Source organism: Chitinophaga sp. SVR4-12A, assembly GCF_056754765.1.
The window spans coordinates 3,615,152-3,641,052 of the sequence record NZ_JBPGWP010000001.1 but is presented as its reverse complement, the minus strand read 5'-3'; the positions used below and the strand labels follow the sequence as shown (position 1 = coordinate 3,641,052).

The following is a 25,901-nucleotide window of genomic DNA, read 5'->3' as shown; positions in this document are numbered from 1 at the left end:
ACCTTTTGTGGCGATAGGATAAAGGTTAAAATAGAATAGATAGACAGTATAGTGTCGACAAAGATAATCGAAACTTTCTTAAAATCCGCTTTTATTTTTAACGCTCATTTTCGTGCTCACGGCCCAGCAGACGGCCCTTCTTCCAGGCTTTGTCGAGCTCCCTGAATTGCTGCTCTTGTTCAGCAGAAAAAGTTTTATTGGCCAGTTCCCGCAATGGTGGCTGACCGGCGTCTACCCAGGCAGTGTACCAGCAGCTGGCTACCGCCGCTATGGCGCTGCGCATGCGCCGTTCCACCATATTGCCCATAAGGCGATGGTAAGTTAACGAGTAGGCGCTGGCGTAATTCCGTGTCAGTATGCCATTCCGTTTTTCCCAGGCGTAGCGTTGTGCGGGTGGATAGCGCAGGCTGAGCTCTTTTTCCAGCCTTAGTACGGTATCTGCAGCAACGGCGCTGGAGATCACCACCTCCCAGGCAAATGCGCTGATGTCTGCGATATACACGGCGCGGCCATTCCAGTAATTGAATTCCTTATCTGCTATCAGCTCCGGGATGCGCGATTCCCAGAGCGCATGTATGCCCTGCTGACCACTGAGCTGTCCATTGTGGTTGGAGCTGGCATGCAGCGGCACATGGGCATCGGCTATGTAGTGTCCCAGTTCGGCAGACAGTTGCAGGATGCGGCCTGCATCCCTTTCCCTGAAAGCATTGGTAAGCCGGTACATCATGCGTTGGATATGCCAGGGCAGTATGCCGTGCTGCTGCAAGCTATCTTCCGTATAGCGTGCAACCGCCTCCTCCCAGGAACGTGGCAGGCTGTCGAAGGGCGGCGAACCGTAATGGTCTATGTCAATGTAATGGCGCGATCCTTCCGCAGCAACAGCATATCGCCTTTTGTCGGGATCTGTTGCATGGGCACTGAGAAATTCCAGCTGCGGTTTATAGAACACCATCATTTCAGGCGGCAGCGAAAATACTGCGAGCCGGTTGATGCGCCGGTGCGCAAAAAATCCCCAGCCTTGCAGTGGGGTGGGAAACAACAACAAACACAGCAGCAGTGCGGAAAACAGACGTATGCACATACAGGTTAACTCATTAAATCAAACCATTGAAAATTTTACAGGAAGAGAAGATTGCGCGCGCGAAAATAGATAAAAAAGCAGGATGAACAAGACTGCGGTTTGTTTTGTTAATATATGGTTAAAGCCAGGGGAAAGATCAGCAAGGTTTTTATATTTAATTATTATCAACTACCCCCTTCCGGGCAAAAAACAGCAGCAATCCCATTGCAAGCCTATCCCAATGCATGGAGTGGAAACCAACAATTATGGAGACGATCACGACTATTCCCGTAAATGGTGTGCCCATATACACGCGCAGTATCGGTGACTCCGGTAAAGCCATCATTTTTATTCACGGCGGGCTGCAGCAATCTGCCGTATGGGAAGCGCAGCTGAAAGACGATCTGCTGCAGGAGCAGTTCCGGCTCATTGCGCTGGATCTGCCGGGGCATGGCCGTTCCGGCCGCAGCGCAGCGCCGGAGCGCGACTACAGTATAGCCGGTATGGCGAAGCAACTGGCTGATTATATCAACGGCGTTGTCCTGGATGACTATGTGCTGGTGGGCCTTTCATCAGGCGCAAGCCTTATCAGCGAAGCGCTGCCACACCTGAACGTTGCGCCCAGGGGATTGTTCTTTGCAGGCGCGCCGCTGCCCGGTAACGATGTGCCCCTTAATTCCGTGCTGCTGGCCTCTCCCTTTGCACAGGTGCTGACCGCAACACCGCCCTCAGATGCAGTATTGACGGCATATACCAAAAGGCTGGTATATAAAGCAACAGACAAGTTCATTGCAGTATGCAAGCAGTATTATCACGATACCGATCCGGTGTTCAGGGTGAGCTTCGGGGAATATATTGACGGAAGAAGTGAGACGCCCAACCAGATCGACGGCCTGCAGCAAAGCCAGTTACCGGTATGCTTTGTGCTGGGGCAGCAGGAAGCAGTCGTAAAGCCTAACTACCTGGATGGAATCAGGTTCCGGCATAAATGGAAAGACACGATATTCAAAGTACCCGCGGCAGGGCATCTTGTTAATTACGACCAGCCCCAGATCTTTAACCACCTGCTGCTGCAGTTTGCAGACGAGGTAATGAAATAGTCCATGGTCCATAGTCGATGGTCCATGGCATAGCATGTGAATTTTGCAGCTGTCCTGATTTATCAGGCTGGTCCATGGACTATGGACCATCGACCATGGACTAAATAGAAGTTACGCCGCCGCTTACCGCAAACTTCATCGCCTCGCCGGCTGAGATGTGCTCCAGGGGTTTCACCCTTTCTTTGGGCACCATGAATACCTTACCGGTAATGGCATAGGCATGAGGAACATACACCGCCATATAGCCTTCCAGCCCCAGATGGCTTACATCGCTCTGTGTGATAAAGCCCATTTCCCATACATCCAGCCCGTACAACTGTACCAAAACCGGGTGATCGAATTTTTTCTTTTCGCCAACAAAGGCATCGAACACATCTTTTACAGAAGTATAGATATATTTGATAAATGGTGTGCGTTCCAGCAGGTGATCAAACAGATCGAATATACGGCCTACAATGAAAGACGAGCTCAAATAACCCACCAGGATGATCAGCACCAGCACCAGCACGAACCCTACTCCCTTGTAACGCAGGTACTTCAGCATCACCGCGTCCTCGGGGATGAGCGAGGTCGGGATCAGGTTATCGATCGTTACAAAAGCCCAGTATATAGTAAAAGCGGTAATGCCTATAGGCGCCAGGATCAACAGGCCCTGGAAAAAGTACCGGAGGACACGCGCGGCAATGGCTTTCATTTTCAAATTGGGAGACATAAAAAGTGTGATGTGAAATATGGTAATATGGTTTCGAACTTGTGGATATAAGGGAGCAAAGGTACCTGATTTCCGCTTGTTTTCCTATGAAGTCTGGGTTAAGCGTCGCACATAAAGGGTTATTAATACCCTTATTTAAATTATTTCTTATGGAAACTTTGGTAGTTTAAAAAGTTTCTCTAGTTTTGTTGCTCATTGAAAACTGTTATTGTAGCATCGTAACGTAATCTAGACCATGGAAACACAGGAACGCATTTTAGACACGGCATTCGGGCTGTTCCGCCAGTACGGGACCAGGTCCATCACCATGGACGATATTGCTACGAGGATGGGCATCTCCAAGAAAACGTTATACGCGCATTTTGTAGATAAGGACGATATGGTAGTGCATGCTATCAGTCGTTTCCTGGAAGTGATCCAGGAAGAGGAGCGTGTGCTCCGCGCAAACGCGGCCAATGCAGTAGAAGAGCTGTTTGAGGTGATGAAGATGATGGACGAGCGTTTACGGAACATGAACCCGGTTATTATGCTCGATCTCCAGAAATTCCATTCCAGGGCTTTCCTGGTATTCCAGGAATACCGCAACAATTCCCTGCGTACCGTCATCCGGGAAAACCTGGAGCGGGGTATTGCCGAAGGGCTGTACCGGAAAGACCTGGAGGTAAATATCCTTACCCAGTTCAGGATCGCCTCTGCTATGCTGTGCTTTCAGCCGGAGGTATTCCCGATCGCAGGTTTTGAAATGGGAAAAGTACAGCGCGTGCTGCTGGAGCATTTCCTGTACGGAGTGGTATCTGCAGAAGGATTGAAGCTGATAGAGCAATACAAGCAACATCAAACTATCGCACAATAAATCGATTCGACCGTATGCTACTAACACGAAAGCACATGGCCCTCGCCGGTTCACTACTCCTGGCATTGCAGCTGGTTACGCCTGTACAGGCACAGCAGCAAACTAAAGTGCAGCCGGAAACGCTGCAGCTTAGCGCCAGGCAGGCAGTGGACTATGCATTGGCCAATCAATCCTCCGTAAAAACCGCCAAACTGGATGAGCTCATCCAGCTTGCTCTCAACAAAGAGGTGAGCGGACGGGCACTGCCCACCATTAAAGGCACGGGTTCTTACCAGTACAACCCCATCCTCCAGAAACAGCAGATAGACCTGCACAACTTTGATCCCAGCGCACCTGTGGGCACCTATCAGCCGGTGGCCTTCGGCCTTACCCACAACGTGGCCGGAGAAGTGCGTATGGACCAGGTGCTCTTCGATCCCAGCGTGCTCGTAGCCCTGCAGGCCCGTAAAACCCTCGAAGAGCTGGCCAACCGGAACGTGAAGCGCTCAGAAATAGATGTGAAGGTGTCCGTATACAAAGCCTATTATAACATTCTCGCTGCAAACAAAGCCCTTACCATCCTGAAAGGTAATATGGCCACCCTGGAAAAGCTGCTGGGCGAAACCAAAGAGATCTACAAGAATGGCATGGCCGAAAAGCTGGATGTAGACAGGCTTTCGGTGCAGATGACCAATATGCAGACAGAGATCACCAAGCTTCGTAATGTGATAGAAGTAGGCACCGCCGCGCTTAAATTCCAGATGGGCATGCCCATGGCACAGCAGGTAGAACTGACAGATTCGCTGACTACCGAAGCCATTGCAGACCAGTCTGCAGTGAATACAGATAATTTTGATTACAGCCAGCGTATAGAATACCAGGTACTGCAATCGCAGAAACGTGCTTATGAATATGATCTTAAGCGCTATAAACTGGCAGGCGTTCCTTCTCTTTCCTTATTCGCCTCTACAGGCGCATTGAGGGGAAGCAGCAAGTTCGACTACTTCCAGAGCCAGTCCTGGTACGGTTATGTAAGCACCGGTCTCCAGCTGTCTGTGCCCATCTTCACTGGTTTGCAGAGAAAGCGCCAGGTGGATCAGGCCTATCTCACTGTAAAGAAAACAGAAGAGAATATGGAGAACCTGAAGCTGTCTATAGACCTTGAACAGTCCCAGTCAGCCTCCAGCTTCCGCAATAACCTGCTCACCCTGCAATCCCAGGAAGATAACATGACACTGGCCCAGGAAGTATACAATACCACGCAGACAAAATACAAGGAAGGCGTAGGCAGCAGCCTGGAAATGTCTAACGCGGAGAACGACATGCTGACCGCCCAGCGGAATTATTTTGATGCATTGTATCAGGCGATAGTGGCGAAGATCGATTATTTAAAAGCATACGGTAAACTATAAACACCTCCACACATATGACCAAAAAATATTTCGTTATCCCGTTAACTACTCTCATCCTTGCCGCATGCGGCGGTGGCGGCGAAGATAAAGCCGCCAAACTGCAGCAGCTGAAGCAGGAAAAATCAAAACTGGAGCAGGAGATCGCGAAGCTGGAGCAGGAAGTTGGAAAAACCGATACGACTGAAAAGGTAAAGACAGTTACGCTCGCTACGCTGGATGATACCACCTTTCAGCATTTTATTGACGTGCAGGGCAGTGTGGATGCACGTGAAAACGTGAACGTATATTCCAAAGTGCCGGGTGTTGTAACCGCGATAGCTGTAAGAGAAGGTCAGTCAGTAAGCAAAGGCCAGGTGTTAGGCCAGGTAGACGACCGCCTGGCAAGAGCGGGTGTGGAAGAGGTGAAAACACAACTGGAACTGGCCACCACTACCTACGAAAGACAAAAGAACCTTTGGGGCCAGAAGATAGGCAGCGAAATACAATACCTTACCGCCAAGAATAATAAAGAAAGCCTGGAAAGAAGACTGGCTACACTGAATGAGCAGCTGGCTCAGACCCGGATCGTATCCCCCATCAACGGTACGGTGGATGCCGTGATCGTTAAGCTGGGCGACAATGCTGGTCCAGGTACCCCTCAACCTGCCTTCCGCGTAGTGAACGGCAGTTCCCTGAAAGTAGTGGCCAATGTAGCAGAAGGATATGCAGGCAAGGTGAAGACCGGCGACCAGGTAAGGATCAACTTCCCGGATATCGATAAGGAGATCAGCGCCAGGATCAATTTCGCATCCCGCACCATTGATCCGCTGAGCCGCACCATTAAAGTGGAAGTGCCTTTACCTGCTGATGCCGCCATAAGACCTAACATGATCGCACATATTAAAATCATTGACTACACTGCTCCCAATGCGGTGGTAATACCGGTGAACGTGATCCAGTACACCATGGGTAAACCTTATGTGATAGTGGCGAAGGACAATAAAGGGAAAATGGTGGCAGAGCGCAGGCATATAGAAATGGGGCGTACCTACAATGATATAGCAGAGATAAAAAGCGGGCTGCAACCCGGAGAAAGGCTGATCACCACTGGCTATCAGGGATTGAATGACAACGACCTGATCAAGCTGTAAGCTAAAGCTAAATGCTATTTTATGAAAGACAATCTGACTAAAGAATTCAAGCCTACCAGCTGGTCGATAGATAATAAGGTGAGCATCTACGTGGTCACTGTCATTATCGCCCTTGCCGGGATCCTTACTTATATATCGCTTCCAAAGGAGCAATTCCCCGAGGTGGTATTCCCCCAGTTCTATATCAGCACGATGTACTATGGTACAGCCCCGGAGGATATGGAAACGCTGGTGACCAAACCCATCGAAAAACAGCTGGGTGGTATCTCCGGTGTAAAGGAGATCAAAAGCACCTCCCTGCAGGACTACTCGGTTATTACCATTGAGTTCAATACGGATGTGAATATGGAAACGGCGCGGCAGGAAGTGCGGGAGAAAGTGGATGATGCCAAGCCCGACCTGCCTACAGACCTTTCCCAGAATGGCCAGGAACCACGCATTATCAAGATAGATGTATCGCAGATCCCTATCATGAACGTGAACCTCTCCGGCGATTTCGATCTGCAGTCCTTAAAGAAATATGCAGATGAAATGCAGGACCGTATCGAAGCGCTCACGGAGATAACCCGTGTGGATATTGTGGGTGCGCTGGACCGCGAGATCCAGATCAATGTTGACAAATACAAGATGGATGCGGCCAAGATCAGCTTTGATGATATCATTATGGCCATCGGCGCAGAGAACCGTACTATCTCCGGCGGCCTGGTGTCTATGGACGGACAGAAACGGACCCTTAGCGTAAAAGGAGAGTACAAGGATGCCAGGAAAATAGGCGATATCGTTATACGCGGCCAGTCTGGTGCAGTAGTATACCTGAAAGATGTAGCTGATGTGGTGGATGGTTTCAAGGAGCAGGAAAGCTATGCCCGTCTGAACGGCAAGAACGTGATCACGCTGAACGTGATCAAGCAGAGTGGTAAGAACCTGATTGACGCATCCGACAAGATCCGCGGCATCATTGAAGATATGAAGCAACATTACCTGCCCAAAGGGCTGGATGTGACGATCACGGCAGACCAGTCAAAGTCTACCCGTGTTACCCTGCATGATCTGATCAATACAATTATCATCGGCTTCATACTGGTAACGATCATCTTAATGTTCTTCATGGGCGCCGTGAACGCCATTTTCGTGGCCTTGTCGGTACCCATCTCTATGTTCATCGCTTTCTTGACGATGCCGATGCTCGACTTCACCCTCAACATGATGGTGCTGTTCTCCTTCCTATTAGCGTTGGGGATCGTGGTGGATGACGCCATTGTGGTGATCGAGAACGTGCACCGTATTTACCAGGAACGGCATGACCTGGGCATTGTAAAAGCCGCTAAGATAGCGGCAGGAGAAGTGTTCCTGCCAGTACTATCGGGTACGCTTACCGTACTGGCGCCTTTTGTGCCCTTGCTGTTCTGGCCCGGTGTGATCGGTGGCTTCATGGTCTTTCTGCCGGTAACGTTGATCGTTACACTGGGCGCGTCGCTGGTGGTGGCTTATATTATCAACCCGGTATTTGCAGTTGATTTTATGGACCGCCATGAAGGAGAAGAGCATCCCAAACCCCGGTTTGACCGCAAGTTCAGGAACCTGACAATTGTGTTTGGCGTGATTGCGCTGATCGCTTATGCCAATAGTTTTGGCGTGGGCAACTTTGTAGTCTTTATGTACCTGCTGATCGTGCTGGAACGTTTCTGGCTGGCCGCTGTGGCACGCCGTTTCCAGCAACGCGCATGGCCCAGGGTACAGGAATGGTATCGTCGCAGACTGGAATGGTGCCTGGTTGGATGGCGCCCCGTAGGTATACTGCTGGCTACTTTCGGCCTGCTGATATTCAGCCTTGTGATCACCGGTATGCGCAATCCGAAAGTGAATTTCTTCCCGAAAGCAGATCCCAACTTTATCTATACTTACCTGGAACTGCCTAACGGTACAGATCAGAAATATACCGACTCCATCACGCACATTCTCGAAGAAAGGATCACCAAAGTAGTAGGTAAGAACAATCCTATCGTAGAATCCATTATCTCCAACGTAGCAGTGGGCGCCGGCGATCCCAGCCAGATGGACCAGAGTGTGCAGCCGCAGAAAGGTAAAGTAACAGTAGCCTTCGTAGAATTTGGCGCCCGTCACGGACAATCTACCATTGCTTATCTCGACAAGATCCGTGATGCGGTGAAAGGTATCCCTGGTGCAGAGATCACCGTAGAACAGGAACAGGGCGGTCCTCCCACCGGTAAAGCCATTAACATTGAGATCAGTGCCGATGAATTTGATCAGCTGACCACTACTTCAGAAAAGCTGAAACGTTATCTCGATTCCCTGCAGATAGGTGGGGTAGAAGAGTTGCGCAGCGATTTCCAGAGTAACAAGCCGGAGATCATTGTGAATATAGATCGTGAAAGAGCCAATAAAGAAGGGATCTCCACCGGCGTGATCGGACAGGCTTTACGCCGTGCCCTATACGGTGAAGAAGCTTCCAAGTTCCGCGATCCGGACGATGATTACCCGATCATGGTACGCTTCAGGGAAGATCAGCGTAACAATGTCAATATGCTGATGAACTCAAATGTTACTTACCGCGATATGAACATGAACGGCGCTATCAGGCAGGTACCCCTGTCGGCCGTGGCGGATATCCGTTATTCCAACACCTTCGCCAGCATTAAGCGAATAGATCAGAAGCGTGTTGTAACCCTGTACTCTAACGTGCTGACAGGCTACAACGCCAACGAAGTAGTGCAGCAGATACAACGTTCAATTAATGATTTCAGCAGACCGGACGGTGTTACTATCCGCATGACTGGTGAACAGGAAGATCAGCAGGAAACCATGAACTTCCTGTTGATGGCTATGCTGGGCGCCGTGGGCCTAATGTTCCTGATCATGGTAACGCAGTTTAACTCTGTGGGCCGTCCGCTGATCATTGCAATGGAGATCGTGTTCTCTATTATAGGCGTGTTCCTCGGTTTTGCTGTTTTTGGTATGGAGATCTCTATCGTAATGACAGGTGTGGGTATCATGGCGCTGGCAGGTATCGTAGTACGTAACGGTATCGTGCTGGTAGAGTTCACAGATCTGCTGGTGAAACAGGGCGCATCTATTCATGATGCAGTGGTAGAGGCAGGAAAAACCCGTATGACGCCCGTATTGCTCACCGCTATTGCAGCGATCCTGGGCCTGATACCGTTGGCAGTGGGATTGAACATTGACTTTGCTACCCTGTTCTCAGAAGGTAATCCGCATATCTTCTTCGGCGGCGACAACGTAGCCTTCTGGGGACCGCTGGCCTGGACGATGGTATTCGGATTGATCTTCGCTACTTTCCTTACGCTGATCCTGGTACCTGTGATGTACGCCATGAACAAGCGCTCTATTGATGTACTGGATTACCGTGGGTATCCGCGGGCGTTAAAATATGTACCCTTCCTGGTGCTGATCCTGAAACTTTTCATGAAGAAAGAGGTGGTAGCAAAGCTGCACCGTCATGACTATGTTTCTCCCAAGCCCTATCATTTCTTCGGTGACGGAGAGATGGCAGAAGATCATGGGCACGAGCACGCCAGGAAAGTAAAGAAACAAGTTTCAGTGAACTAAAAAGTCTTAGCTAGACAATAGCTAATACAGTGTAACAGTTGTAGGTTTAACAGATCACCGTCCCGATATCTATCGGGACGGTTTTTTGTAATATTTAACAATTGGAAACACCCTGCTTTTATTACTTTTGACTCAGATTATCCCTTAATACGATCACTATATTATGCGACAGAACCACGAAATCGACTACAAAATTTTTGGGGAAGAGATCCAGATGGTAGAGATTGAATTAGACCCCCAGGAGACGGCCATTGCAGAAAGCGGCAGCTTTATGATGATGGACCAGGAAATCCAGATGGCAACGATGTTCGGTGATGGCTCCCAGCCCAACCAGGGTATCTTCGGGAAACTGCTTTCAGCCGGAAAACGTATACTAACCGGCGAAAGCCTGTTTATGACAGCTTTTACCAATATGGGCCAGGGCAAGAAAAAGGTAAGCTTTGCGGCGCCTTACCCTGGCAAGATCATACCCCTGGACCTGTTCCTGATGGGCGGCAAGGTGGTATGCCAGAAAGACGCTTTCCTTTGCGCAGCCAAGGGTGTAAGTGTAGGGATAGAATGGCAGCGCAGGCTGGGAACCGGTCTTTTTGGGGGTGAAGGTTTTATTATGCAGAAGCTGGAAGGAGATGGTATGGCCTTTGTGCATGCCGGCGGTATAGTGGTAGAAAGGGAGCTGCAGCCCGGGGAGGTGTTAAAGATAGATACCGGTTGTGTGGTTGCTTACACCCAGAATGTGGATTTCGATATTGAATTTGTTCGGGGTATCAAAAATATGGTGTTCGGCGGTGAAGGCCTGTTCTTTGCGACTCTCCGGGGCCCGGGCAAGGTTTGGATCCAGTCGCTGCCCATCAGTCGCCTGGCCGGCCGGATTATTGCCTATGGTACAGGACCCCGTAAGGAAGAGGGTAGTATCCTGGGTGGATTAGGAAACCTGCTGGATGGAGATTGATCGTTGTTTGGGAACCGGTTGCAGAAAAAATTTAAGATTTAAGGGATATTTTAGGTAAAATTTACCAACAAAGTAGTAGCTTAGCTTAAGTATTGTTGTTGAAAAACCATTTACCTATGCCAGCCGGTACTTTGAGCGGTAATAAAGAAAGTTTGTTATGAAACGCGACTGACAGATAAAATAAATGGGGTGGATCAGGCAGAATGACATAGATATTCCCGTATATTTGCTTTGAGTAGCATCAAATCTGTCGTTCTGTAATATAAATAACACCGGGATTCGCCGAACACTAAAGAGACAGGTGCAGATTTTGAAATTACGCACCACAATTGTATAGTAACGTGGCCACAATTATCTTTGTTCTTCAAGAAATAAGGTAAAGAGACTTAAAAACAAATGATAACAAGCCGGAAATAAATGTGGACTGGAGAACACCCAGATTGACCATACTGGGTATCACCGGCACTTAGTATTATATATTCTCTATGGAGATGAGTTTCATTTTTATGAAATCATAGCTAATATTGCTTCAAACGCTTAATTAAGTAAGATGAATTTTGAGAGAAACGAACGCCCCCGCAAGTACTCTTCAGACGTTAACAAAGACAAAGAGTATGATCCCAAGGAAAGGCCGGGTGGCTACAATCGTCCCGACTTTAACAGCAGTGATCGGGAGGGAAGACCCAATTTCAACCGGGATCGTGGCGACAGGCCCGACTACAACCGTGAAGGTGGCGGTGGCGGCTACAGGCCCCGCGAAAATTACAACCGTGAAGGTGGAGGAGGATACAACCGTGAAGGCGGCGGCGGCGGATATGACCGCGACCGTGGCGGCGATGGTGGCTACAACCGCGGTGGCGGTGGTGGATACGACCGTGGCGGCGGTGGTGGATATGATCGCGGCGGTGGTGGATACAACCGTGGTGGCGGCGGCGGTGGATATGACCGTGGCGGCGGCGGTGGTGGATACAACCGCGGCGGTGGCGGCGGTGGATATGACCGTGGCGGCGGCGGTGGTGGATACAACCGTGGTGGCGGCGGCGGTGGATATGACCGTGGCGGCGGCGGCGGTGGCTACAACCGTGGCGGTGGCGGCGGTGGATATAACCGCGGCGGTGGCGGCGGATATGGCGGCCAGAGAAGACCTGGCGGCGGCGGTCAGCGCAGACCGTTCACACCCAAACCAGATAACAAGATTTACTTTATCGCGCTGTTGCCAACTGCAGAAGTAGGTAAGGAGATCATCAAGATAAAGCAGGAATTTGCAGAAAAATATGGCCCTACCTATGCACTGAAAGTATTGCCGCACATCACACTGCAGGTACCCTTCACTGCTGATCCGGCCCTGGAAAAAGCCTTCTGCGATGAACTGGCTGAATTTGCCAAATCTCAGGCGCCTTTTGAGGTTTCCCTGAATGGCTTTGGCACCTTCCCCAACAAACAGAACCGCGTACTGTTCATTAACGTGGAAAAGAGCGAAACCATGTCTGCCATGCACCGTCAGCTGATCAACTTCCTGCGCAAGGAATTTGGCTTCAGCACCATGCTGGCCCGCACAGGATTCACCCCCCATGTTACCGTGGCCTTTAAAGACCTGGAAGACGAGCAGTTTAACAAGGCCTGGCCCGAATACGAAACTAAAGAGTACCAGGCTACCTTTAAGGTAAACAACCTGTACTTCCTGCGCCATAACGGCAAATCATGGGAAGTGCTGCAGAAATGCAAATTGGGCGGAGGAAGCACTCCTGCCTGATCCGTTACCTGAAAAGTAGCCGCCTGGGTCCGGTCGTACAGCCGGATCAGGGGTCTTAATATAACTAAAAGCCCGTTCTGACATTGTCGGAACGGGTTTTTTAATTAAGTCGTAAGTCGTCAGTCGTAAGTCGTCAGTCGTAAGTTGTCAGTTGGAAGTGGTCAGTTGGAAGTGGTCAGTTGTAAGTGGTCAGTCAACAGCCATTAATCATTAGGGCTTGATACACGTTTTCCTTACTAACGACTAATGACTGTCGACTAATGACTATTTTCCCGCTTATTGCACCGGTACCAGCACATATTTTCCATCTCCACCTTCCCTGCTCCAGCGTAAATTTACCGTGGGACAGATCACCTCCAGTACAGAATCGAGGCTGTTTAATTGCTCGGGATCAAATGTGCCGTTATATCTCAAGCGTCCTGCCTCCTGGTCTTTCAGCACGATCTGCACATCAAAATATCCCTCGAGCGTATTGATCACATCACTGATGCGTGTATCCTGGAACGATAGCCTGTTCTCTTTCCAGGCCATGAAATTGGGATCTTCGATTGGCAGCTGTTTCAATGTTTTGGCAGATTGCAGCACGCCTCTGTTGCCACTGGAAAGTACCAGCCGCTGTGCATTGCTCCTGTCTGAGAAGGCCACCTTACCGCTTACCACGGCTACTTCCACTGCTGCAGGATTGTAAGACTTCACATCAAAGGAGGTGCCCAGTACCTGCGTTTGCGTATGCTGCGTGTATACAATGAACGGCTTGTCAGACTGCTGTGTTACTTCAAAGAAGGCTTCTCCCTCCAGGTGTACTGCACGTTCGCTGCCACTGAAGCCGGCGGCGTATCGCAGGCTGCTCTGCTGGTTCAGGAATACCTTGCTGCCATCCGGCAATGTAACGGTCCTCTTCTCCCTGGCCTGTGTATATACCGCTACTTCCGGATGATGGAAGAACACAAAATAGGTAGTGGCGGCGCCGCATAACAGTATAACGCTGGCCGCTATACGTAGCGCGTTGCGGTAAGTATGGAGGAAGCTACGTTTGCCCGTCGCGGTTATCTGCTGCCGGAAGATCTCCCAGTTCTTTTCGGTAGCGGGAACAAAATCGGTATCTGCTTTGGCAGACAGCGACCACGTGCTTTTCAATGCATCGTAGTACTGCTGGTTGGCAGTATTCTCATCCAGCCAGGACTGCAGTGTCCTCTTCTCTTCTGGGCTCAGGCTGTTATCTATATCCCGGGCGATGAGTGTTTCTATATGGTCTAAATCGTAAGACATACCATTAAAATTGTAATAATAAAGTATATAAACAGCTGTAGGCAATCAGCGCTATCACCGGCAGGTAGTCCTGCAGGGATACGCGCAGTTTCTTTAATGCAGTGATCATCTGATTTTCTACCGTTTTCACTGATATGTTGAGTGTAGCGGCTATCTCGCGGTATGTCATTTCTTCAAACCGGCTGAGAACGAATATTTCCCGGCATTTCTCCGGCAGGCGGTCAATAGCCTGCTGAATGTGCGCGCTGGTTTGTTTTAAATGATGGCTGCTCTCGGCAGAGCCTGAGCTGGCCGGCAACTGTATCACATTCTCCTCTATAGACAGGTGCTTGCCCTGCCGTTTATTTTTGTCCAGATGGTCCAGTGCCATATTGATAGCTGCTCTGTGCAGGTACGCTTTAAAATACACATCCTGCAGGGAACTTCGCCGGTTCCATATCCTGATGAATACTTCCTGGGCAAGGTCTTCTGCGGTGGCGGTGTCTAGTACCAGCCGGTAAATGGTTTTACAAACAAGGGGAAAGAAGGATTTGAACAGCGTTTCCATAAAGACCTGTTCATCTTCCTGCAATAGTTCATGTAACCTGGTATTGTCGGGCATGACACAAAAATAGCTTTTGTTCCCATTTCGGGTGCTGCCACTTGTGCCGGCCGTATGATACGCCAGTGTACTTTGTGTTTGCATAGTGTGACTCGTTTGGGCGGGTAACTTTTTCGGGTGTACCTGCTGTTGCGTTTAATATATAAGACGGGAAACCAGGGGGATACCCCTATGATGAGTATATAGTTGACAGTTTGCAGTTTACAGTTGGCCGGGATGGGGTGTATCGCATTGACTGTCAACTAAAAAAAATAAGCCGGCCATACAGACGTATGGAACCGGCTTTTTGATTAACCCCTATGAAAACCAACTATTGCTCTTGGTTATTGCTGTAAATTAATCTCGCCCAGGTCAGTGGCTTTGCCATCTTCTACCTTCACATCATTCATTGTCGCATCTTTAAAAGGCTCTTTGGCGTCTATGATGACGGTATAGTTGCCTGCCCTGGCATCCTTGAAGGTAAAAGCACCATCAAAGACGGGCGTTTTTAAAGTGTCTGACCCCTGAATAGCCCAGGCTTCCGTTGCGCCGTCCATCGGCCTCACTTTACCTGTAATAGAGCCGCCTTCCGTATTGCGAAAGGCCATTGTTCCTAAAGCTATTGCTGCGAGAGCTATCACCGTAACTTTAATCTTTTTCATAGCACACAGTTTAATGATTCATAAATAAATGGCCAGGAATCAGGTTAGCGGTGTATAGACTTTTTTAAAGAACTTTTGCTGATTATCAGCACACTTAGAGTAAGGCAATTACCATGCCACCCTCAGCTTGTTATAAATTGCCAACTGTATTTAACATTTCTTTAGGTACTGCCGCCCTTGTGGCGGTGTTTCAGCGTATGGATGAAAAACGTGTGGCGACATACATTTGTTGTGTTATAGACTTGTTAAAACGCTGAAAGTCAATGCAGGAAAGGGTTTGAAGACATACAATTTACAAGGTCTTATATGCAGTATTCCTGCCGGGTTTGGAGGGGCAAATTATAACTTAAAGTTATTAGCCATAACCATAAGCAATGCCGATAAACGCCCTGACAGTTTAAAGTCTACCTGCTTTGTGTACTTTTGTAAATGGATAGCGTTTTTCCGCATACGAGTAGATTACTACCTGCCGAAATGCTAAATTTGCACTCTTACTTAAATAAAATACTGAATGTCTAATACTTCGATCCAGCAGATAGAAGACGTTGTGATAAAATTTGCCGGTGATAGTGGCGATGGGATGCAGCTGACCGGCAGCCAGTTCTCTAACAACACCGCATTGGTGGGGAACGACCTGAGCACCTTCCCTGACTTTCCGGCGGAGATCCGCGCTCCCCAGGGTACATTGCCCGGCGTGAGCGGTTTCCAGCTGCACTTTTCCTCCAACCGGATATTCACTCCCGGCGACGCCTGTGACGTGCTGGTGGCCATGAACGCCGCCGCCCTGAAAGCAAACCTGAAAAGCCTCAAGAAAGGAGGCATCATTATAGCCAATACAGATGGCTTTGACGCTAAGAACCTGCGCCTGGCCAATTACCCGGATGGGATCAACCCGCTGGAAGACGGTTCCCTGGCAGATTACCAGCTGCATACCATGGATGTTACCAAAATGACGCGCGAAGCGCTGAAGGACATTAACATGGGCATGAAGGAAAAAGACCGTGCAAAGAACATGTTCGTGCTCGGCTTCCTGTACTGGCTGTATAACCGTAACATGGAAAGCACAGAGAACTTCCTGAAAGAGAAGTTTGGTAAAAAACCGGATATCCTGGACAGTAACCTGAAAGTGCTGCACGCCGGCTATAACTTCGGGGATACCGTGGAAGCGTCTTTCAGCACCCGTTTCCATGTAGAAAAGGCCCGTATGGAGCCCGGCACCTACCGCAGCATTACCGGTAACACCGCCCTGGCTTACGGCCTGATCGCGGCTTCCCAGAAAGCGAACCTGCCCCTGTTCCTGGGTACTTATCCCATCACGCCTGCATCAGACATCCTGCATGAGCTGAGCCGCTATAAGAATTTCGGCATCCGCACTTTCCAGGCAGAAGATGAGATTGCAGGGATCACTTCCGCTATCGGCGCCTCCTATGGCGGCCACATGGGGGTTACTACTACTTCCGGTCCCGGTATGGCGCTGAAAGGCGAAGCCATGGGCCTGGCAGTAATGCTGGAAATACCTTTATTGATCGTAGATATACAGCGCGGCGGCCCTTCTACCGGTCTGCCTACCAAAACAGAACAAAGCGACCTGCTGCAGGCTTATTACGGGCGTAACGGCGAGTGCCCGATGCCCATCGTGTCTGCTTCCACGCCTTCTGACTGTTTTAGCGCCATTTACGAAGCCTTCCGCATTTCTGTAAGGCACATGACGCCGGTGATCTTCCTGAGCGACGGGTATATTGCCAATGGTTCCGAGCCCTGGCGTTTCCCTACGAGTGCCGACCTGCAGCCGATCGAAGTGAAATTCAAGACCGGCCTTGCAGAAGGGGAAGACCAGTTCCTGCCTTACCATCGTGATGAGAACCTGGTACGTCCCTGGGCAGTGCCTGGCACCCCGGGACTGGAGCACCGTATAGGCGGCCTCGAAAAACAGAACATTACCGGTAACGTAAGCTACGATCCGGAGAACCACCAGCTGATGGTGAAGATCCGCCAGGAGAAAGTAGACCGTATTGCCGATCATATCCCTCCACAGGAAATAGAAGTAGGACCAGACACCGGTAAAGTGCTGGTATTGGGCTGGGGCTCTACCTATGGCGCCATCAAGAGCGCCGTGCTGGACCTGCTGGCAGAAGGCCACCAGGTAGCCCATGCGCACATCCGCCACCTGCGCCCCTTCCCTAAGAACCTGGGAGATATCCTGCACAGCTTTGATAAAGTGCTGATACCGGAGATCAATAATGGTCAGCTGATCAAAATTATCCGCGACCAATACCTGATAGACGCCCAAGGCTACAATAAAATAATGGGCGTGCCAATCACCCGCGGAGAGCTGGTTACCAAGATCAAAGAAATGCTGGCCTAAACAAATTAATTGCTCAGTTTGTTTTTTGCATAGTTTTGTAACCTGTTATATAACTATGTAAATGAATGTATTATGAGAATTATAGTAGCGGCAGCCTTCATCTTCCTGCTGTCCTGTGCAGCTTCAAAGAAAGTAAGTAAGCAGCAGCAGTACATGAACGATCAGTACCGGGAGCTGAAGCATGCATTGAATGAAGCGGATGTAAGCATTATAAAGGACAGTATCAAGGTGATCTTTTCTTACGGTGTGTTGTTCGAGACTTCTTCCGATCAGCTGAAAGATGATATCAAACCCGCCTTTCAGCGTTTTGCAGGCGTATTAAACAAGTTTGACAAGACAAAGATCCTCGTTACCGGTCATACAGATAATACCGGTACTTCAGATTACAACCGGGAACTGTCTGAAAAAGGGCCGCCAGCGCCAAGCAGCTGTTAAACAGCTACCAGGTGCAGGATGACCGGATGTTCACCTGGGGGATGGGAGAACGGGCGCCCGTTGCGGCCAATGATACTGAAGAAGGCCGTGCCCGCAACCGCCGTGTTGAGTTTGTGATACTATACAACGTGAAAGAATAAGTGTTTTTTTAAATGTTTTAACAGGGATCCTGCCCAATTGGGCAGGATTTTTTGTATTTTCCATAGGATTGTTAACAGCTCATATATGAATCGTTTTACCCGGCAGATACTTTTTACAGGATTGTTAACCGTGGCTTTTTTACGGCTGCCGGCTCAGGTACATACTTTCGAGATCCGGTTGGGCTCCCGGGTGATAGGCGCCGTTGAAGCGCGTTGTAATGTGAATGGGGCTGCCAGGAATATGGTAATTAAAAGCAAGATAGAAACAGCGTTTATGTCCAAGTTCACGGACATTTCCTGTGAGTATACCAATAACGTGCTCGTTGCATCCAAGGTAGTGCGCAGCAGTGGGAAATCAGAGGAAGGCAAGGCGGTGATCACGCGGCGTAACGGCACGCGTTATATGATAGACCTCGAAGGGGAGAAGAGCACACTTGATAACGTGGAAATACAGCATTCTGTATCTGACCTCTACTTTACAGAGCCGCGGCAGGTAACAAGCATTTATTCTGAAACGCTGGGTAAACTTTTGTCTATAAGGTCATTGGGGAATGGGGCTTATGAATTAAGCCTCCCCGAAGGTAAAAAGAACATCTACCGTTATCAGAAAGGTGCGCTGATAGAGGTGGAAGTCAATCATGTCCTCGGGAAGGCCTATATTGTAAGAACTAGTTAAGTACTTTCTCTACGATCTGACCGCTCTGCTTATCTTTCAGGATCAGCTTTCTGGCGCCGAAGTGCGTCATCTCCTCTTTCACCAGGTAATATTGCGCATCGTACTCAGTAAGGGTTTTGTCTTTACCCACTCCGGTCTTGCCACGCCATATATCCAGTTTTACAGGTTCCCATTGTTTGCTCTGGGCGCTGCGGTAAGCGGCATCCAGTACGGCATTTACCACGTAACCGTCGTAGAAGGTTTCGCGGGCGGCTTTATTTTGCTCCATGGAGTTAAACATGTCTGTAAACATGTGGTTATAGCCCAGCTCATTCAGCTCGTCGCCTACGGGGAACAGCCAGCCTGAATTGCTTTCGGCTTTTTCAGCCACATAGTCTGCGCCCTTGCCGGTGGTGAACATGTCGAAGCCCGTACGCAGGAAGCTGTTCAGCCAGATGGTACCTTCAGTGCCCATTACTTCGTCGCGCAGGTCAAGACCGCCTCTGAAGGTCCAGCTTACTTCAAACTGGCCAATGGCGCCGTTCTCATATTTTACCAGGCCAATCGCATGATCTTCTGCATCTATGGGTTTTACCTGCGTATCTGCCCAGCACATTACTTCAACAGGCTTGATGTCTTTGCCAATGAAGCTGCGGGCTATTTCTACGCAATGGCAGCCAAGATCCAGTATACAACCACCGCCGGCTTGTTCTTTATCCCAGAACCATTCGCTGTGGGGGCCAGGATGGGTTTCGCGGGATTTAGCCCAGAGGATACGTCCTAAAGCGCCATTCTTTACGCTTTCAAGCGCTTTCAGGAACTTGGGCGTGTACACCAGGTCTTCCAGGTAGCCGTTAAAGATGCCGGCTTTTTCAACGGCTTCCAGCATGCGTTTAGCCTCTTCTGCATTACGGCCCAGCGGCTTGGTGCAGATCACCGCTTTTTTGTGCTTGCAGCAAAGGTTTACGGCGGTTTCGTGCAGGTTGTTGGGCAAAGAGATACATACTACCTCTACTTCCGGGTGGGCGATGGATGCTTCCATATCGGTGGTCCAGTGCCCTACCTGGTAATCTTCGGCAAACTTCTTTGCGCTCTCTTCCCGGCGGGAGTAAATACTGACGATCTTGTCCCTGCTTCTTTGTCCCTGCAGGGAATCCGCATAGAAACGCCCGATGAAGCCCGAGCCTAACATAGAGATTTTAGCCATGACGTGAATGTATTAGTGGTTACCGTAATAATTTTTTAAGCGGGTTTGTTCATTGTTACGCTTTTCTCGGCTTTGCCTTCCCTGAACAATAAGAGGAACAGCAGCAATACTACCAGGGCGATACCGGCGGGGATCAGCCATACGGACTGCCAGTTGTGTGTGCCGTCTGCCAGCTTGTAGGAGTCCACAATAGGACCGGAGATCAGGAAGCCGATCAGCATACCTACGCCGTAGGTGGCCAGTGTGATCATACCCTGTGCAGCGCTTTTGAATTTCTCTCCGGCAACAGAGTCGGTATAGATCTGCCCTGTAACAAAGAAGAAGTCGTAACAGATACCATGCAATATGATACCGCCTATCAGCATCCAGTAGTTGGCGTCTACATTGCCATAAGCAAAGAAGACATAGCGGATCACCCAGGCCAGCATGCCTAAGGCCAGCATTTTCTTAACGCCCAGGCGTGCAAAGAACAGCGGCATGATCAGCATGAACAGCAGTTCGGACATCTGTCCCAGTGATTGTTTACCGGCGGCAGAAGACATACCCACTTCGTTCAGGAAAGGGTTGGTGAAATTATAGTAGAAGGCCAGCGGTATACAGATGGCTACAGAAGACAGGAAGAACAGCAGGTAAGAGCGTTGTTTCAGCAGGCGGATGGCGTCCAGGCCAAGCAGTTCGCCTACAGATACCTTTTCGCCTTTTTTCAACGGGGGAGTATTGGGCAGGGTGAAGCTGAGTAAACCCAGTAAACCGGAGGCTACGGCTGCCATCTTGAAAGTAAGGGAAAGCGTATTGGCTTTCTCCCAACCCAGCCAGCCGATGGTAAGGCCTGCAATGATCCAGCCGATGGTACCCCATACGCGGATGGCAGGGAATTTTTTACTGGGATCATCCATCTGCCTGAATGAAATAGAATTCACCAGCGCCAGTGTAGGCATGTAGAGGATCATGTATACCAGCAGCAGGGGATAGAATGACGCGAAATCTGCCGCTGAACCGGCCAGCCAGAGGAGGAATGCACCGATCAGATGCAACACGCCCAGTATGAGCTGGGCAGGTGCGAAGCGATCGGCTATCAGGCCTACAATGAAGGGCGCCACAATCGCGCCTATAGATTGTGTGAGGTAGGCAAAGCCTACATCGCTGGCATTGGTGTGCAGATCATTCAGTAAAAATGTTCCCATCGTCACAAACCATGCGCCCCAAACAAAGAATTCCAGGAACATCATGGTGGATAGTTGCAGTCTAACGGCTAATTTCATACGAGTCGGTCCTTTAAGTGATGCTTTTTAATGAAAAGATTATTAGCAGCTTAAGATAGTAAAAAAGGATTTACGAGCAGTTGTTTTTTACACCACCGTTGCCGCCGGAGGGACTACTCATAGCCATGCTATTGTTGTTTACGGATCACCTGCTGGTAATACTTACACGCTGGTCTCAGGCCGCATTCCCCGCATTTAGGAGTGCGGGCCACGCAGATATACCGGCCATGCAGGATGAGCCAATGGTGGGCGATGTGTACTTTATCTCTGGGAATATATTGCAGCAGCTGCTGTTCTGTTTGTAGCGGCGTTTTAGCGTTAGTGGTAAGGCCAATACGGGCCGATACCCTGAAAACGTGGGTATCCACAGCCATATTAGGTTGCTGATGCACGACAGAGGTGATCACATTGGCGGTTTTGCGGCCTACACCGGGCAGGGTGATTAATTCCTGGACGGTAGCCGGTATCTCGCCGTTGAATTGCTCCGTCACCATCTGGGCCATGCCTATCAGGTGTTTGGTTTTGTTGTTGGGATAGCTGATGCTTCTGATGTAGGGGAATAGCTCGTCAAAAGTAGCTTTACTCAATGCATATACATCGGGGTAACGTTCAAAGATGGCCGGTGTGGTCATATTCACGCGTTTGTCGGTACATTGGGCGGAAAGGATGACAGCTACCAGCAACTGGTAGGGATTGTCGTAGATCAGCTCTGTTTCTGCATTGGGAGCGTGCTCTTCAAAGTATTTAAGCACAAACGCGAAGCGTTCTTTCTTGGTCATACTGTAAAAATAATTTACAGCTTGCCAACTGCCAACTGATAACCGTTAACTCTTTTTCTTCGCGTGCTCCAGAATAGCCTTCAGGGTAGCGGCGCGGGGAGAGAATTTAATCGTGTTTAAGGCTTTTTTCATTTGGGCATGGCAGAGACGCTCTTCACGGGTAAGCTCCGGGTTCTTAGACATAGATACGTTGTTTTTGCTATCAGTATCAGAACTTAAGACGGCATAGAAGGAATGTGTAGAATTGCCCATGCAAATTTGTTTTAATACAAGAAATTAATTTCCAGACATATAACGGAAATTGTGTGGAATCTATTGTTAAGTTATAGCAATTTTTTACAAAACTGCAAGCTATTTACCATTCTTTTCGTTCCCTTTGGAAGATGCGTTTTCGTCCCTTATAATGAATAAATCTTCATTATCTTTTTTCATCAGGTATTGTTCCCGGGCAAATTTCTCCAGTTTTTCGGGGCTGGATAATAATTCCCGTTGTTCTTCACGGGTTTTATCTATCTCTGTCCTGAAAAATTCTTTCTGAGATTCCAGTTTATTGACTTCCGATTGCAGTTGAAATTGGGAAAGTAGGTTGTTGCGGTCCAGGAAACCGAGCCATATCACAAAAGCAGCTGCGGCAATGATAAACTTATTGCGCAGGTAGGCGGGTATTTTTATGCTTTTAGATGCTGACACGGGCGGTTGTGGGTTATCAGTCTGAAATTCCGGGTACTGAGCATATCGCCCAGAACCCGGAAATATTGACCACTAATTGAAAAATCTGGTTTATTTCTTACCAAATTTAACGGAATTTTTTGGATAAAAAGCCACGTTGCCTAATGCTTCTTCAATACGGAGCAGCTGGTTGTATTTAGCCATACGGTCTGTACGGGAAGCAGAACCGGTCTTGATCTGACCGCAGTTCAGCGCCACTGCCAGGTCGGCAATGGTAGTGTCTTCCGTTTCACCGGAGCGGTGGCTCATGATGGAAGTATAACCGGCTTTATGCGCCATATTTACGGCATCGATGGTTTCAGTAACGGTACCGATCTGGTTTACTTTGATCAGGATGCTGTTAGCGATATCCTGGTCGATACCTTGCTTCAGGCGTTTTACGTTGGTAACGAACAGATCGTCGCCTACCAGCTGTACATTAGCGCCTACGGCTTCGGTCAGTTTTTTCCAGCCGGTCCAGTCGTCTTCTGCCATACCATCTTCGATAGACACGATGGGGTATTTCTTACACCACTCAGCCCAGTAAGCTACCATTTCGTCGCTGCTGATGATCTTACCGGAGCTCTTGTAGAACTTGTAGGTTTTGTCAGCATCATTGAACATTTCGCTGCTGGCAGCGTCCAGTGCAATACCGATCTGCTCACCCGCTTTGTAGCCGGCAGCTTCGATAGCCTGCAGTACTGTTTCGATAGCTTCTTCATTGCTCTGGATATCCGGTGCAAAGCCGCCTTCGTCACCTACGTTGGTGCTGTAGCCTTTCTTCTTGAGCACGGATTTCAGGGTATGGAAGATCTCAACACCCCAGCGCAGGCCTTCAGAGAAGGAGGGAGCGCCTACCGGGATGATCATGAATTCCTGGAAATCGATCTTGTTATCGGCATGAACACCGCCGTTAACGATGTTCATCAGGGGCATAGGCAGGGTGGTAGCATTTACGCCGCCCAGGTAACGGTACAGGGGCAGGTTGCTTTCTTCTGCAGCAGCTTTGGCTACGGCCATGCTCACTGCCAGGGTAGCGTTAGCGCCCAGTTTAGCCTTATTAGGTGTGCCGTCTAAATCTATCAGCAGTTTATCGATACCAGCCTGGTCATTCACATCCCATCCTATCAGTTCTTCCGCGATGATGTCGTTTACGTTGGCTACAGCTTTCAGCACGCCTTTGCCTACGTACACGCCTTTATCGGCATCGCGCAGCTCTACAGCTTCGTGTTTGCCTGTAGAAGCGCCGGAAGGAACGGCAGCACGGCCAAAATGACCATCTTCAGTAGTGATGTCCACTTCTACAGTGGGGTTACCACGACTGTCTAAAATTTGCCTGGCATGGATCTCTGTAATAGTACTCATAGTTTTATCAGTGTTTAAAGAATTTTAGTCTATGGATTGGCTCGTCAGCTGCCGGAAGATCGCCTCCAGGCTTTGCGAATTGCTTTGCAAAGAAAGGATGTTCCGGTTATTTATCAAAGCAAATTGCAGCAGGTTTTTACGTACCTCATCCACATTCCCGGTAAACAGCTGCCAGCTGTTGGCGTCGCCGGGCACTACCCGGGTCACTCCCGCCAGCTGTTCCAGGTCGGCGGCATTAACAGGCTCTCCGAAGCTCACCTGTATATAGCCCTGGCCATCCTTCTGCTGCTGCAGGTTTTGCAGGGTATCGTCTGCAATGATGTGGCCTTTGTTGATGATGATAACGCGGCTGCACATGGCTTCCACCTCCTGCATGATATGCGTGCTGAGAATAACGGTCTTGTTGCTGCCCAGGTTTTTGATCACCTGGCGGATATCCGCCAGCTGGTTAGGGTCCAGGCCGGAGGTGGGCTCATCCAGTATCAGTACTTCGGGATCGTGCAGCAGGGCCTGCGCCAGGCCTACACGCTGCTTATATCCTTTTGAGAGGGCGCCTATCTTCTTTTTGCTTTCAGGCTCCAGCCCGGTAAGCGCAATCACATTGCGGATCCTTTCAGGCGCCGTATTGCCCAGCTGGTGCACATTAGCGACGAATGAAAGGAATTCCTTTATGTACATATCGTAGTACAGGGGATTGGATTCCGGGAGATAACCTACACGCTTACGCACTTCCAGCGGATCTTTGCTTACATCAAAACCGCTTACCACCGCCTGTCCGCCGCTGGGCGGCAGATAGCCTGTGATCATCTTCATGGTAGTGGATTTACCGGCGCCGTTAGGTCCCAGGAAACCTACGATCTCTCCCTTACCGAGTGTAAAGGAGATATTGTCTACAGCTTTTTGTTCACCGTACGTCTTACTGAGTTGTGTTACCTGGATGGACATGGTTGTATATTGCGGGCACTAAAGTAAAAAAATAAGTCGATAGTAAAGGACCGTATATAAGAAATTTTGGGCCTTGTTACCAACTCATTTTCAGTAAGTTAACCGATTTTTTACGCGGATATTCGAAAATGTTATACATTTACATCCGATTAATTATTCCGACCGATGTAAGAAATACTCTTTCAGACCTATACCATGAGGCGTGTTAATAACCCGTACCGTGCATGTGTTTTCCCTGTGATCAAAACTATTCAACACCCCTCGTAAGAATCAGCATAGCCCAGCCTATTGGACAATACACTATAATCTTATGCACTAATGGCAAATTTTCTTAAGAAAGCATTAGGCCTCTTCGTTGAATTTGAGCCTAATGAAAAAACTGACGCAAACATACATCGCGATGTTACGCAGAAATTCCCGTTGAGCAATATCAAGGGTGCTACGCAGGCTGCACAGTCAATGAGCGAAGCGGATATTGACAAATTTGAGCAGCACTTCTCCGGATTGTTCGAACGCAGCAACCTTCCTGGCCCGGACTATTATGAGTTCTGGAAAATGATGGAAACGCTCGAAGCACACGTGCCTGATGAAAAGGCACGCATGGCCGCCGTATTTGCGACACTGAGCATCCAGGGCCTCACCAAACAGAAGCTCCTGGAAACAGCTGCACAGTACAGGCAGATAGTGGAAAATGACCGCGCTGAATTTGAAAAAGCGGTCAACGAGAAAGCTTTGCAGGAAGTACAGGGCCGTCAGCAACAACTGGCAGACCTGGAAAAGAAGATCGCACAAAATGCAGAGACCATCAAAAAATTGACCGAAGAGATCACTGCCGCCCAGATACAAACCGGGCAGATAAAAGCAGCGATCACGGAACATGAACAAAAGATCAGTTCCAACCGCCAGGGCTACCAGGTTGCCTGCGGCGCTATGATCAATAAAATAGAAACTGACCTGCAGAAAATACAAACAAGCCTTTAATTATTTATCCCT

Annotated in this window: 24 protein-coding genes; 12 read left to right on the top strand and 12 right to left on the bottom strand. The window is 49.2% G+C overall.

All coding sequences use genetic code 11. From position 1 onward, the window contains the following. Positions 1–97: 97 nt before the first annotated feature. A complete protein-coding gene (locus ACR9Y8_RS14850) occupies positions 98–1,081 on the bottom strand; it encodes a zinc dependent phospholipase C family protein (RefSeq protein WP_481214026.1) in 984 nt (327 codons plus the stop codon). 245 nt (positions 1,082–1,326) lie between these two features. Between ACR9Y8_RS14850 and ACR9Y8_RS14845 the strand changes: the two genes are divergently transcribed. Further along, positions 1,327–2,160, top strand: a complete 834-nt coding sequence (locus ACR9Y8_RS14845) for an alpha/beta fold hydrolase (protein ID WP_481214025.1) — start codon at positions 1,327–1,329, stop codon at positions 2,158–2,160. A gap of 100 nt (positions 2,161–2,260) precedes the next feature. Here ACR9Y8_RS14845 and ACR9Y8_RS14840 read toward each other — a convergent pair whose 3' ends face one another. Beyond that, positions 2,261–2,872 carry a DUF502 domain-containing protein gene (locus tag ACR9Y8_RS14840; protein ID WP_481214024.1) on the bottom strand — a complete coding sequence of 204 codons (612 nt, stop codon included), beginning with the start codon at positions 2,870–2,872 and terminating at the stop codon, positions 2,261–2,263. 235 nt (positions 2,873–3,107) lie between these two features. On the opposite strand from ACR9Y8_RS14840, the gene ACR9Y8_RS14835 reads away from it, so the two are divergent. The 6 genes from ACR9Y8_RS14835 (at position 3,108) to ACR9Y8_RS14810 (ending at position 12,536) form a co-directional block, all read left to right on the top strand. Then, complete coding sequence (locus ACR9Y8_RS14835) at positions 3,108–3,725, top strand: TetR/AcrR family transcriptional regulator (protein ID WP_481214023.1); 618 nt, start codon at positions 3,108–3,110, stop codon at positions 3,723–3,725. A 14-nt stretch (positions 3,726–3,739) separates the two neighbouring features. Next, on the top strand, positions 3,740–5,116 hold the full coding sequence (locus ACR9Y8_RS14830) for a TolC family protein (RefSeq protein WP_481214022.1): 1,377 nt from the start codon (positions 3,740–3,742) through the stop codon (positions 5,114–5,116). Positions 5,117–5,130: 14 nt separating this feature from the next. Further along, a complete protein-coding gene (locus tag ACR9Y8_RS14825; protein ID WP_481214021.1) occupies positions 5,131–6,246 on the top strand; it encodes an efflux RND transporter periplasmic adaptor subunit in 1,116 nt (371 codons plus the stop codon). Between the two features lie 21 nt (positions 6,247–6,267). Beyond that, the gene (locus ACR9Y8_RS14820) at positions 6,268–9,834 is read left to right on the top strand and encodes an efflux RND transporter permease subunit (RefSeq protein ID WP_481214020.1); all 3,567 of its coding nucleotides are present in this window, start codon (positions 6,268–6,270) and stop codon (positions 9,832–9,834) included. A 163-nt stretch (positions 9,835–9,997) separates the two neighbouring features. Further along, the gene (locus ACR9Y8_RS14815) at positions 9,998–10,783 is read left to right on the top strand and encodes a TIGR00266 family protein (protein WP_481214019.1); all 786 of its coding nucleotides are present in this window, start codon (positions 9,998–10,000) and stop codon (positions 10,781–10,783) included. A 550-nt stretch (positions 10,784–11,333) separates the two neighbouring features. Further along, positions 11,334–12,536, top strand: coding sequence for a 2'-5' RNA ligase family protein (locus ACR9Y8_RS14810; protein WP_481214018.1), 1,203 nt, complete (start codon positions 11,334–11,336; stop codon positions 12,534–12,536). Positions 12,537–12,812: 276 nt separating this feature from the next. On the opposite strand, the gene ACR9Y8_RS14805 is transcribed toward ACR9Y8_RS14810, so the two are convergent. From ACR9Y8_RS14805 to ACR9Y8_RS14795, 3 genes are all read right to left on the bottom strand, one after another. After that, complete coding sequence (locus tag ACR9Y8_RS14805) at positions 12,813–13,805, bottom strand: FecR domain-containing protein (protein WP_481214017.1); 993 nt, start codon at positions 13,803–13,805, stop codon at positions 12,813–12,815. 4 nt (positions 13,806–13,809) lie between these two features. Then, positions 13,810–14,490 (bottom strand): RNA polymerase sigma factor, encoded by a 681-nt coding sequence (locus ACR9Y8_RS14800; protein ID WP_481214016.1) that lies wholly within the window; start codon positions 14,488–14,490, stop codon positions 13,810–13,812. 239 nt (positions 14,491–14,729) lie between these two features. Further along, positions 14,730–15,047 carry a peptidase associated/transthyretin-like domain-containing protein gene (locus tag ACR9Y8_RS14795; RefSeq protein WP_481214015.1) on the bottom strand — a complete coding sequence of 106 codons (318 nt, stop codon included), beginning with the start codon at positions 15,045–15,047 and terminating at the stop codon, positions 14,730–14,732. A 511-nt stretch (positions 15,048–15,558) separates the two neighbouring features. On the opposite strand from ACR9Y8_RS14795, the gene ACR9Y8_RS14790 reads away from it, so the two are divergent. From ACR9Y8_RS14790 to ACR9Y8_RS14775, 4 genes are all read left to right on the top strand, one after another. Further along, positions 15,559–17,412, top strand: coding sequence for a 2-oxoacid:acceptor oxidoreductase subunit alpha (locus ACR9Y8_RS14790; protein WP_481214014.1), 1,854 nt, complete (start codon positions 15,559–15,561; stop codon positions 17,410–17,412). 72 nt (positions 17,413–17,484) lie between these two features. Continuing rightward, positions 17,485–17,847, top strand: coding sequence for an OmpA family protein (locus tag ACR9Y8_RS14785; RefSeq protein WP_481214013.1), 363 nt, complete (start codon positions 17,485–17,487; stop codon positions 17,845–17,847). Positions 17,848–17,858: 11 nt separating this feature from the next. Continuing rightward, positions 17,859–17,987 (top strand): hypothetical protein, encoded by a 129-nt coding sequence (locus ACR9Y8_RS14780; RefSeq protein WP_481214012.1) that lies wholly within the window; start codon positions 17,859–17,861, stop codon positions 17,985–17,987. Between the two features lie 85 nt (positions 17,988–18,072). Beyond that, entirely contained in the window at positions 18,073–18,663 is a 591-nt protein-coding gene (locus ACR9Y8_RS14775; RefSeq protein WP_481214011.1) for a DUF6134 family protein, read from the top strand. Here ACR9Y8_RS14775 and ACR9Y8_RS14770 read toward each other — a convergent pair. The 7 genes from ACR9Y8_RS14770 to gldA all read right to left on the bottom strand — a co-directional run bounded on the left by ACR9Y8_RS14770 (position 18,656) and on the right by gldA (position 24,908). Then, positions 18,656–19,849, bottom strand: a complete 1,194-nt coding sequence (locus tag ACR9Y8_RS14770; RefSeq protein ID WP_481214010.1) for a Gfo/Idh/MocA family protein — start codon at positions 19,847–19,849, stop codon at positions 18,656–18,658. The two genes, ACR9Y8_RS14775 and ACR9Y8_RS14770, sit on opposite strands and share 8 nt — an antisense overlap. A gap of 35 nt (positions 19,850–19,884) precedes the next feature. Next, on the bottom strand, positions 19,885–21,111 hold the full coding sequence (locus ACR9Y8_RS14765; protein ID WP_481214009.1) for a nucleoside permease: 1,227 nt from the start codon (positions 21,109–21,111) through the stop codon (positions 19,885–19,887). Between the two features lie 128 nt (positions 21,112–21,239). Continuing rightward, a complete protein-coding gene (gene nth, locus ACR9Y8_RS14760; protein WP_481214008.1) occupies positions 21,240–21,890 on the bottom strand; it encodes an endonuclease III in 651 nt (216 codons plus the stop codon). Between the two features lie 45 nt (positions 21,891–21,935). Next, positions 21,936–22,073 carry a hypothetical protein gene (locus ACR9Y8_RS14755; RefSeq protein WP_481214007.1) on the bottom strand — a complete coding sequence of 46 codons (138 nt, stop codon included), beginning with the start codon at positions 22,071–22,073 and terminating at the stop codon, positions 21,936–21,938. 168 nt (positions 22,074–22,241) lie between these two features. After that, positions 22,242–22,580: an FtsB family cell division protein gene (locus ACR9Y8_RS14750; protein WP_481214006.1), complete on the bottom strand. Its 339-nt coding sequence runs from the start codon at positions 22,578–22,580 to the stop codon at positions 22,242–22,244. A gap of 90 nt (positions 22,581–22,670) precedes the next feature. Next, positions 22,671–23,963 (bottom strand): phosphopyruvate hydratase, encoded by a 1,293-nt coding sequence (gene eno, locus ACR9Y8_RS14745; RefSeq protein ID WP_481214005.1) that lies wholly within the window; start codon positions 23,961–23,963, stop codon positions 22,671–22,673. A 24-nt stretch (positions 23,964–23,987) separates the two neighbouring features. Then, a complete protein-coding gene (gene gldA / locus ACR9Y8_RS14740) occupies positions 23,988–24,908 on the bottom strand; it encodes a gliding motility-associated ABC transporter ATP-binding subunit GldA (protein ID WP_481214004.1) in 921 nt (306 codons plus the stop codon). Between the two features lie 318 nt (positions 24,909–25,226). On the opposite strand from gldA, the gene ACR9Y8_RS14735 reads away from it, so the two are divergent. Beyond that, on the top strand, positions 25,227–25,889 hold the full coding sequence (locus tag ACR9Y8_RS14735) for a hypothetical protein (RefSeq protein ID WP_481214003.1): 663 nt from the start codon (positions 25,227–25,229) through the stop codon (positions 25,887–25,889). The last annotated feature ends 12 nt before the right edge of the window (positions 25,890–25,901 follow it).

Excerpts from the sequence above, each read along its gene's own strand:
- ACR9Y8_RS14785 (WP_481214013.1), top strand. The coding sequence starts at position 17,485 with ATGAGAATTATAGTAGCGGCAGCCTTCATCTTCCTGCTGTCCTGTGCA.
- ACR9Y8_RS14765 (WP_481214009.1), bottom strand. The coding sequence starts at position 21,111 with ATGAAATTAGCCGTTAGACTGCAACTATCCACCATGATGTTCCTGGAA.
- ACR9Y8_RS14825 (WP_481214021.1), top strand. The coding sequence starts at position 5,131 with ATGACCAAAAAATATTTCGTTATCCCGTTAACTACTCTCATCCTTGCC.
- ACR9Y8_RS14790 (WP_481214014.1), top strand. The coding sequence starts at position 15,559 with ATGTCTAATACTTCGATCCAGCAGATAGAAGACGTTGTGATAAAATTT.
- ACR9Y8_RS14735 (WP_481214003.1), top strand. The coding sequence starts at position 25,227 with ATGGCAAATTTTCTTAAGAAAGCATTAGGCCTCTTCGTTGAATTTGAG.
- ACR9Y8_RS14795 (WP_481214015.1), bottom strand. The coding sequence starts at position 15,047 with ATGAAAAAGATTAAAGTTACGGTGATAGCTCTCGCAGCAATAGCTTTA.
- ACR9Y8_RS14810 (WP_481214018.1), top strand. The coding sequence starts at position 11,334 with ATGAATTTTGAGAGAAACGAACGCCCCCGCAAGTACTCTTCAGACGTT.
- gldA (WP_481214004.1), bottom strand. The coding sequence starts at position 24,908 with ATGTCCATCCAGGTAACACAACTCAGTAAGACGTACGGTGAACAAAAA.
- nth (WP_481214008.1), bottom strand. The coding sequence starts at position 21,890 with ATGACCAAGAAAGAACGCTTCGCGTTTGTGCTTAAATACTTTGAAGAG.
- ACR9Y8_RS14800 (WP_481214016.1), bottom strand. The coding sequence starts at position 14,490 with ATGCAAACACAAAGTACACTGGCGTATCATACGGCCGGCACAAGTGGC.
- ACR9Y8_RS14820 (WP_481214020.1), top strand. The coding sequence starts at position 6,268 with ATGAAAGACAATCTGACTAAAGAATTCAAGCCTACCAGCTGGTCGATA.
- ACR9Y8_RS14770 (WP_481214010.1), bottom strand. The coding sequence starts at position 19,849 with ATGGCTAAAATCTCTATGTTAGGCTCGGGCTTCATCGGGCGTTTCTAT.
- ACR9Y8_RS14840 (WP_481214024.1), bottom strand. The coding sequence starts at position 2,872 with ATGTCTCCCAATTTGAAAATGAAAGCCATTGCCGCGCGTGTCCTCCGG.
- ACR9Y8_RS14850 (WP_481214026.1), bottom strand. The coding sequence starts at position 1,081 with ATGTGCATACGTCTGTTTTCCGCACTGCTGCTGTGTTTGTTGTTGTTT.
- ACR9Y8_RS14755 (WP_481214007.1), bottom strand. The coding sequence starts at position 22,073 with ATGTCTAAGAACCCGGAGCTTACCCGTGAAGAGCGTCTCTGCCATGCC.
- ACR9Y8_RS14805 (WP_481214017.1), bottom strand. The coding sequence starts at position 13,805 with ATGTCTTACGATTTAGACCATATAGAAACACTCATCGCCCGGGATATA.
- ACR9Y8_RS14830 (WP_481214022.1), top strand. The coding sequence starts at position 3,740 with ATGCTACTAACACGAAAGCACATGGCCCTCGCCGGTTCACTACTCCTG.
- ACR9Y8_RS14835 (WP_481214023.1), top strand. The coding sequence starts at position 3,108 with ATGGAAACACAGGAACGCATTTTAGACACGGCATTCGGGCTGTTCCGC.
- ACR9Y8_RS14775 (WP_481214011.1), top strand. The coding sequence starts at position 18,073 with ATGAATCGTTTTACCCGGCAGATACTTTTTACAGGATTGTTAACCGTG.
- ACR9Y8_RS14845 (WP_481214025.1), top strand. The coding sequence starts at position 1,327 with ATGGAGACGATCACGACTATTCCCGTAAATGGTGTGCCCATATACACG.
- ACR9Y8_RS14815 (WP_481214019.1), top strand. The coding sequence starts at position 9,998 with ATGCGACAGAACCACGAAATCGACTACAAAATTTTTGGGGAAGAGATC.
- eno (WP_481214005.1), bottom strand. The coding sequence starts at position 23,963 with ATGAGTACTATTACAGAGATCCATGCCAGGCAAATTTTAGACAGTCGT.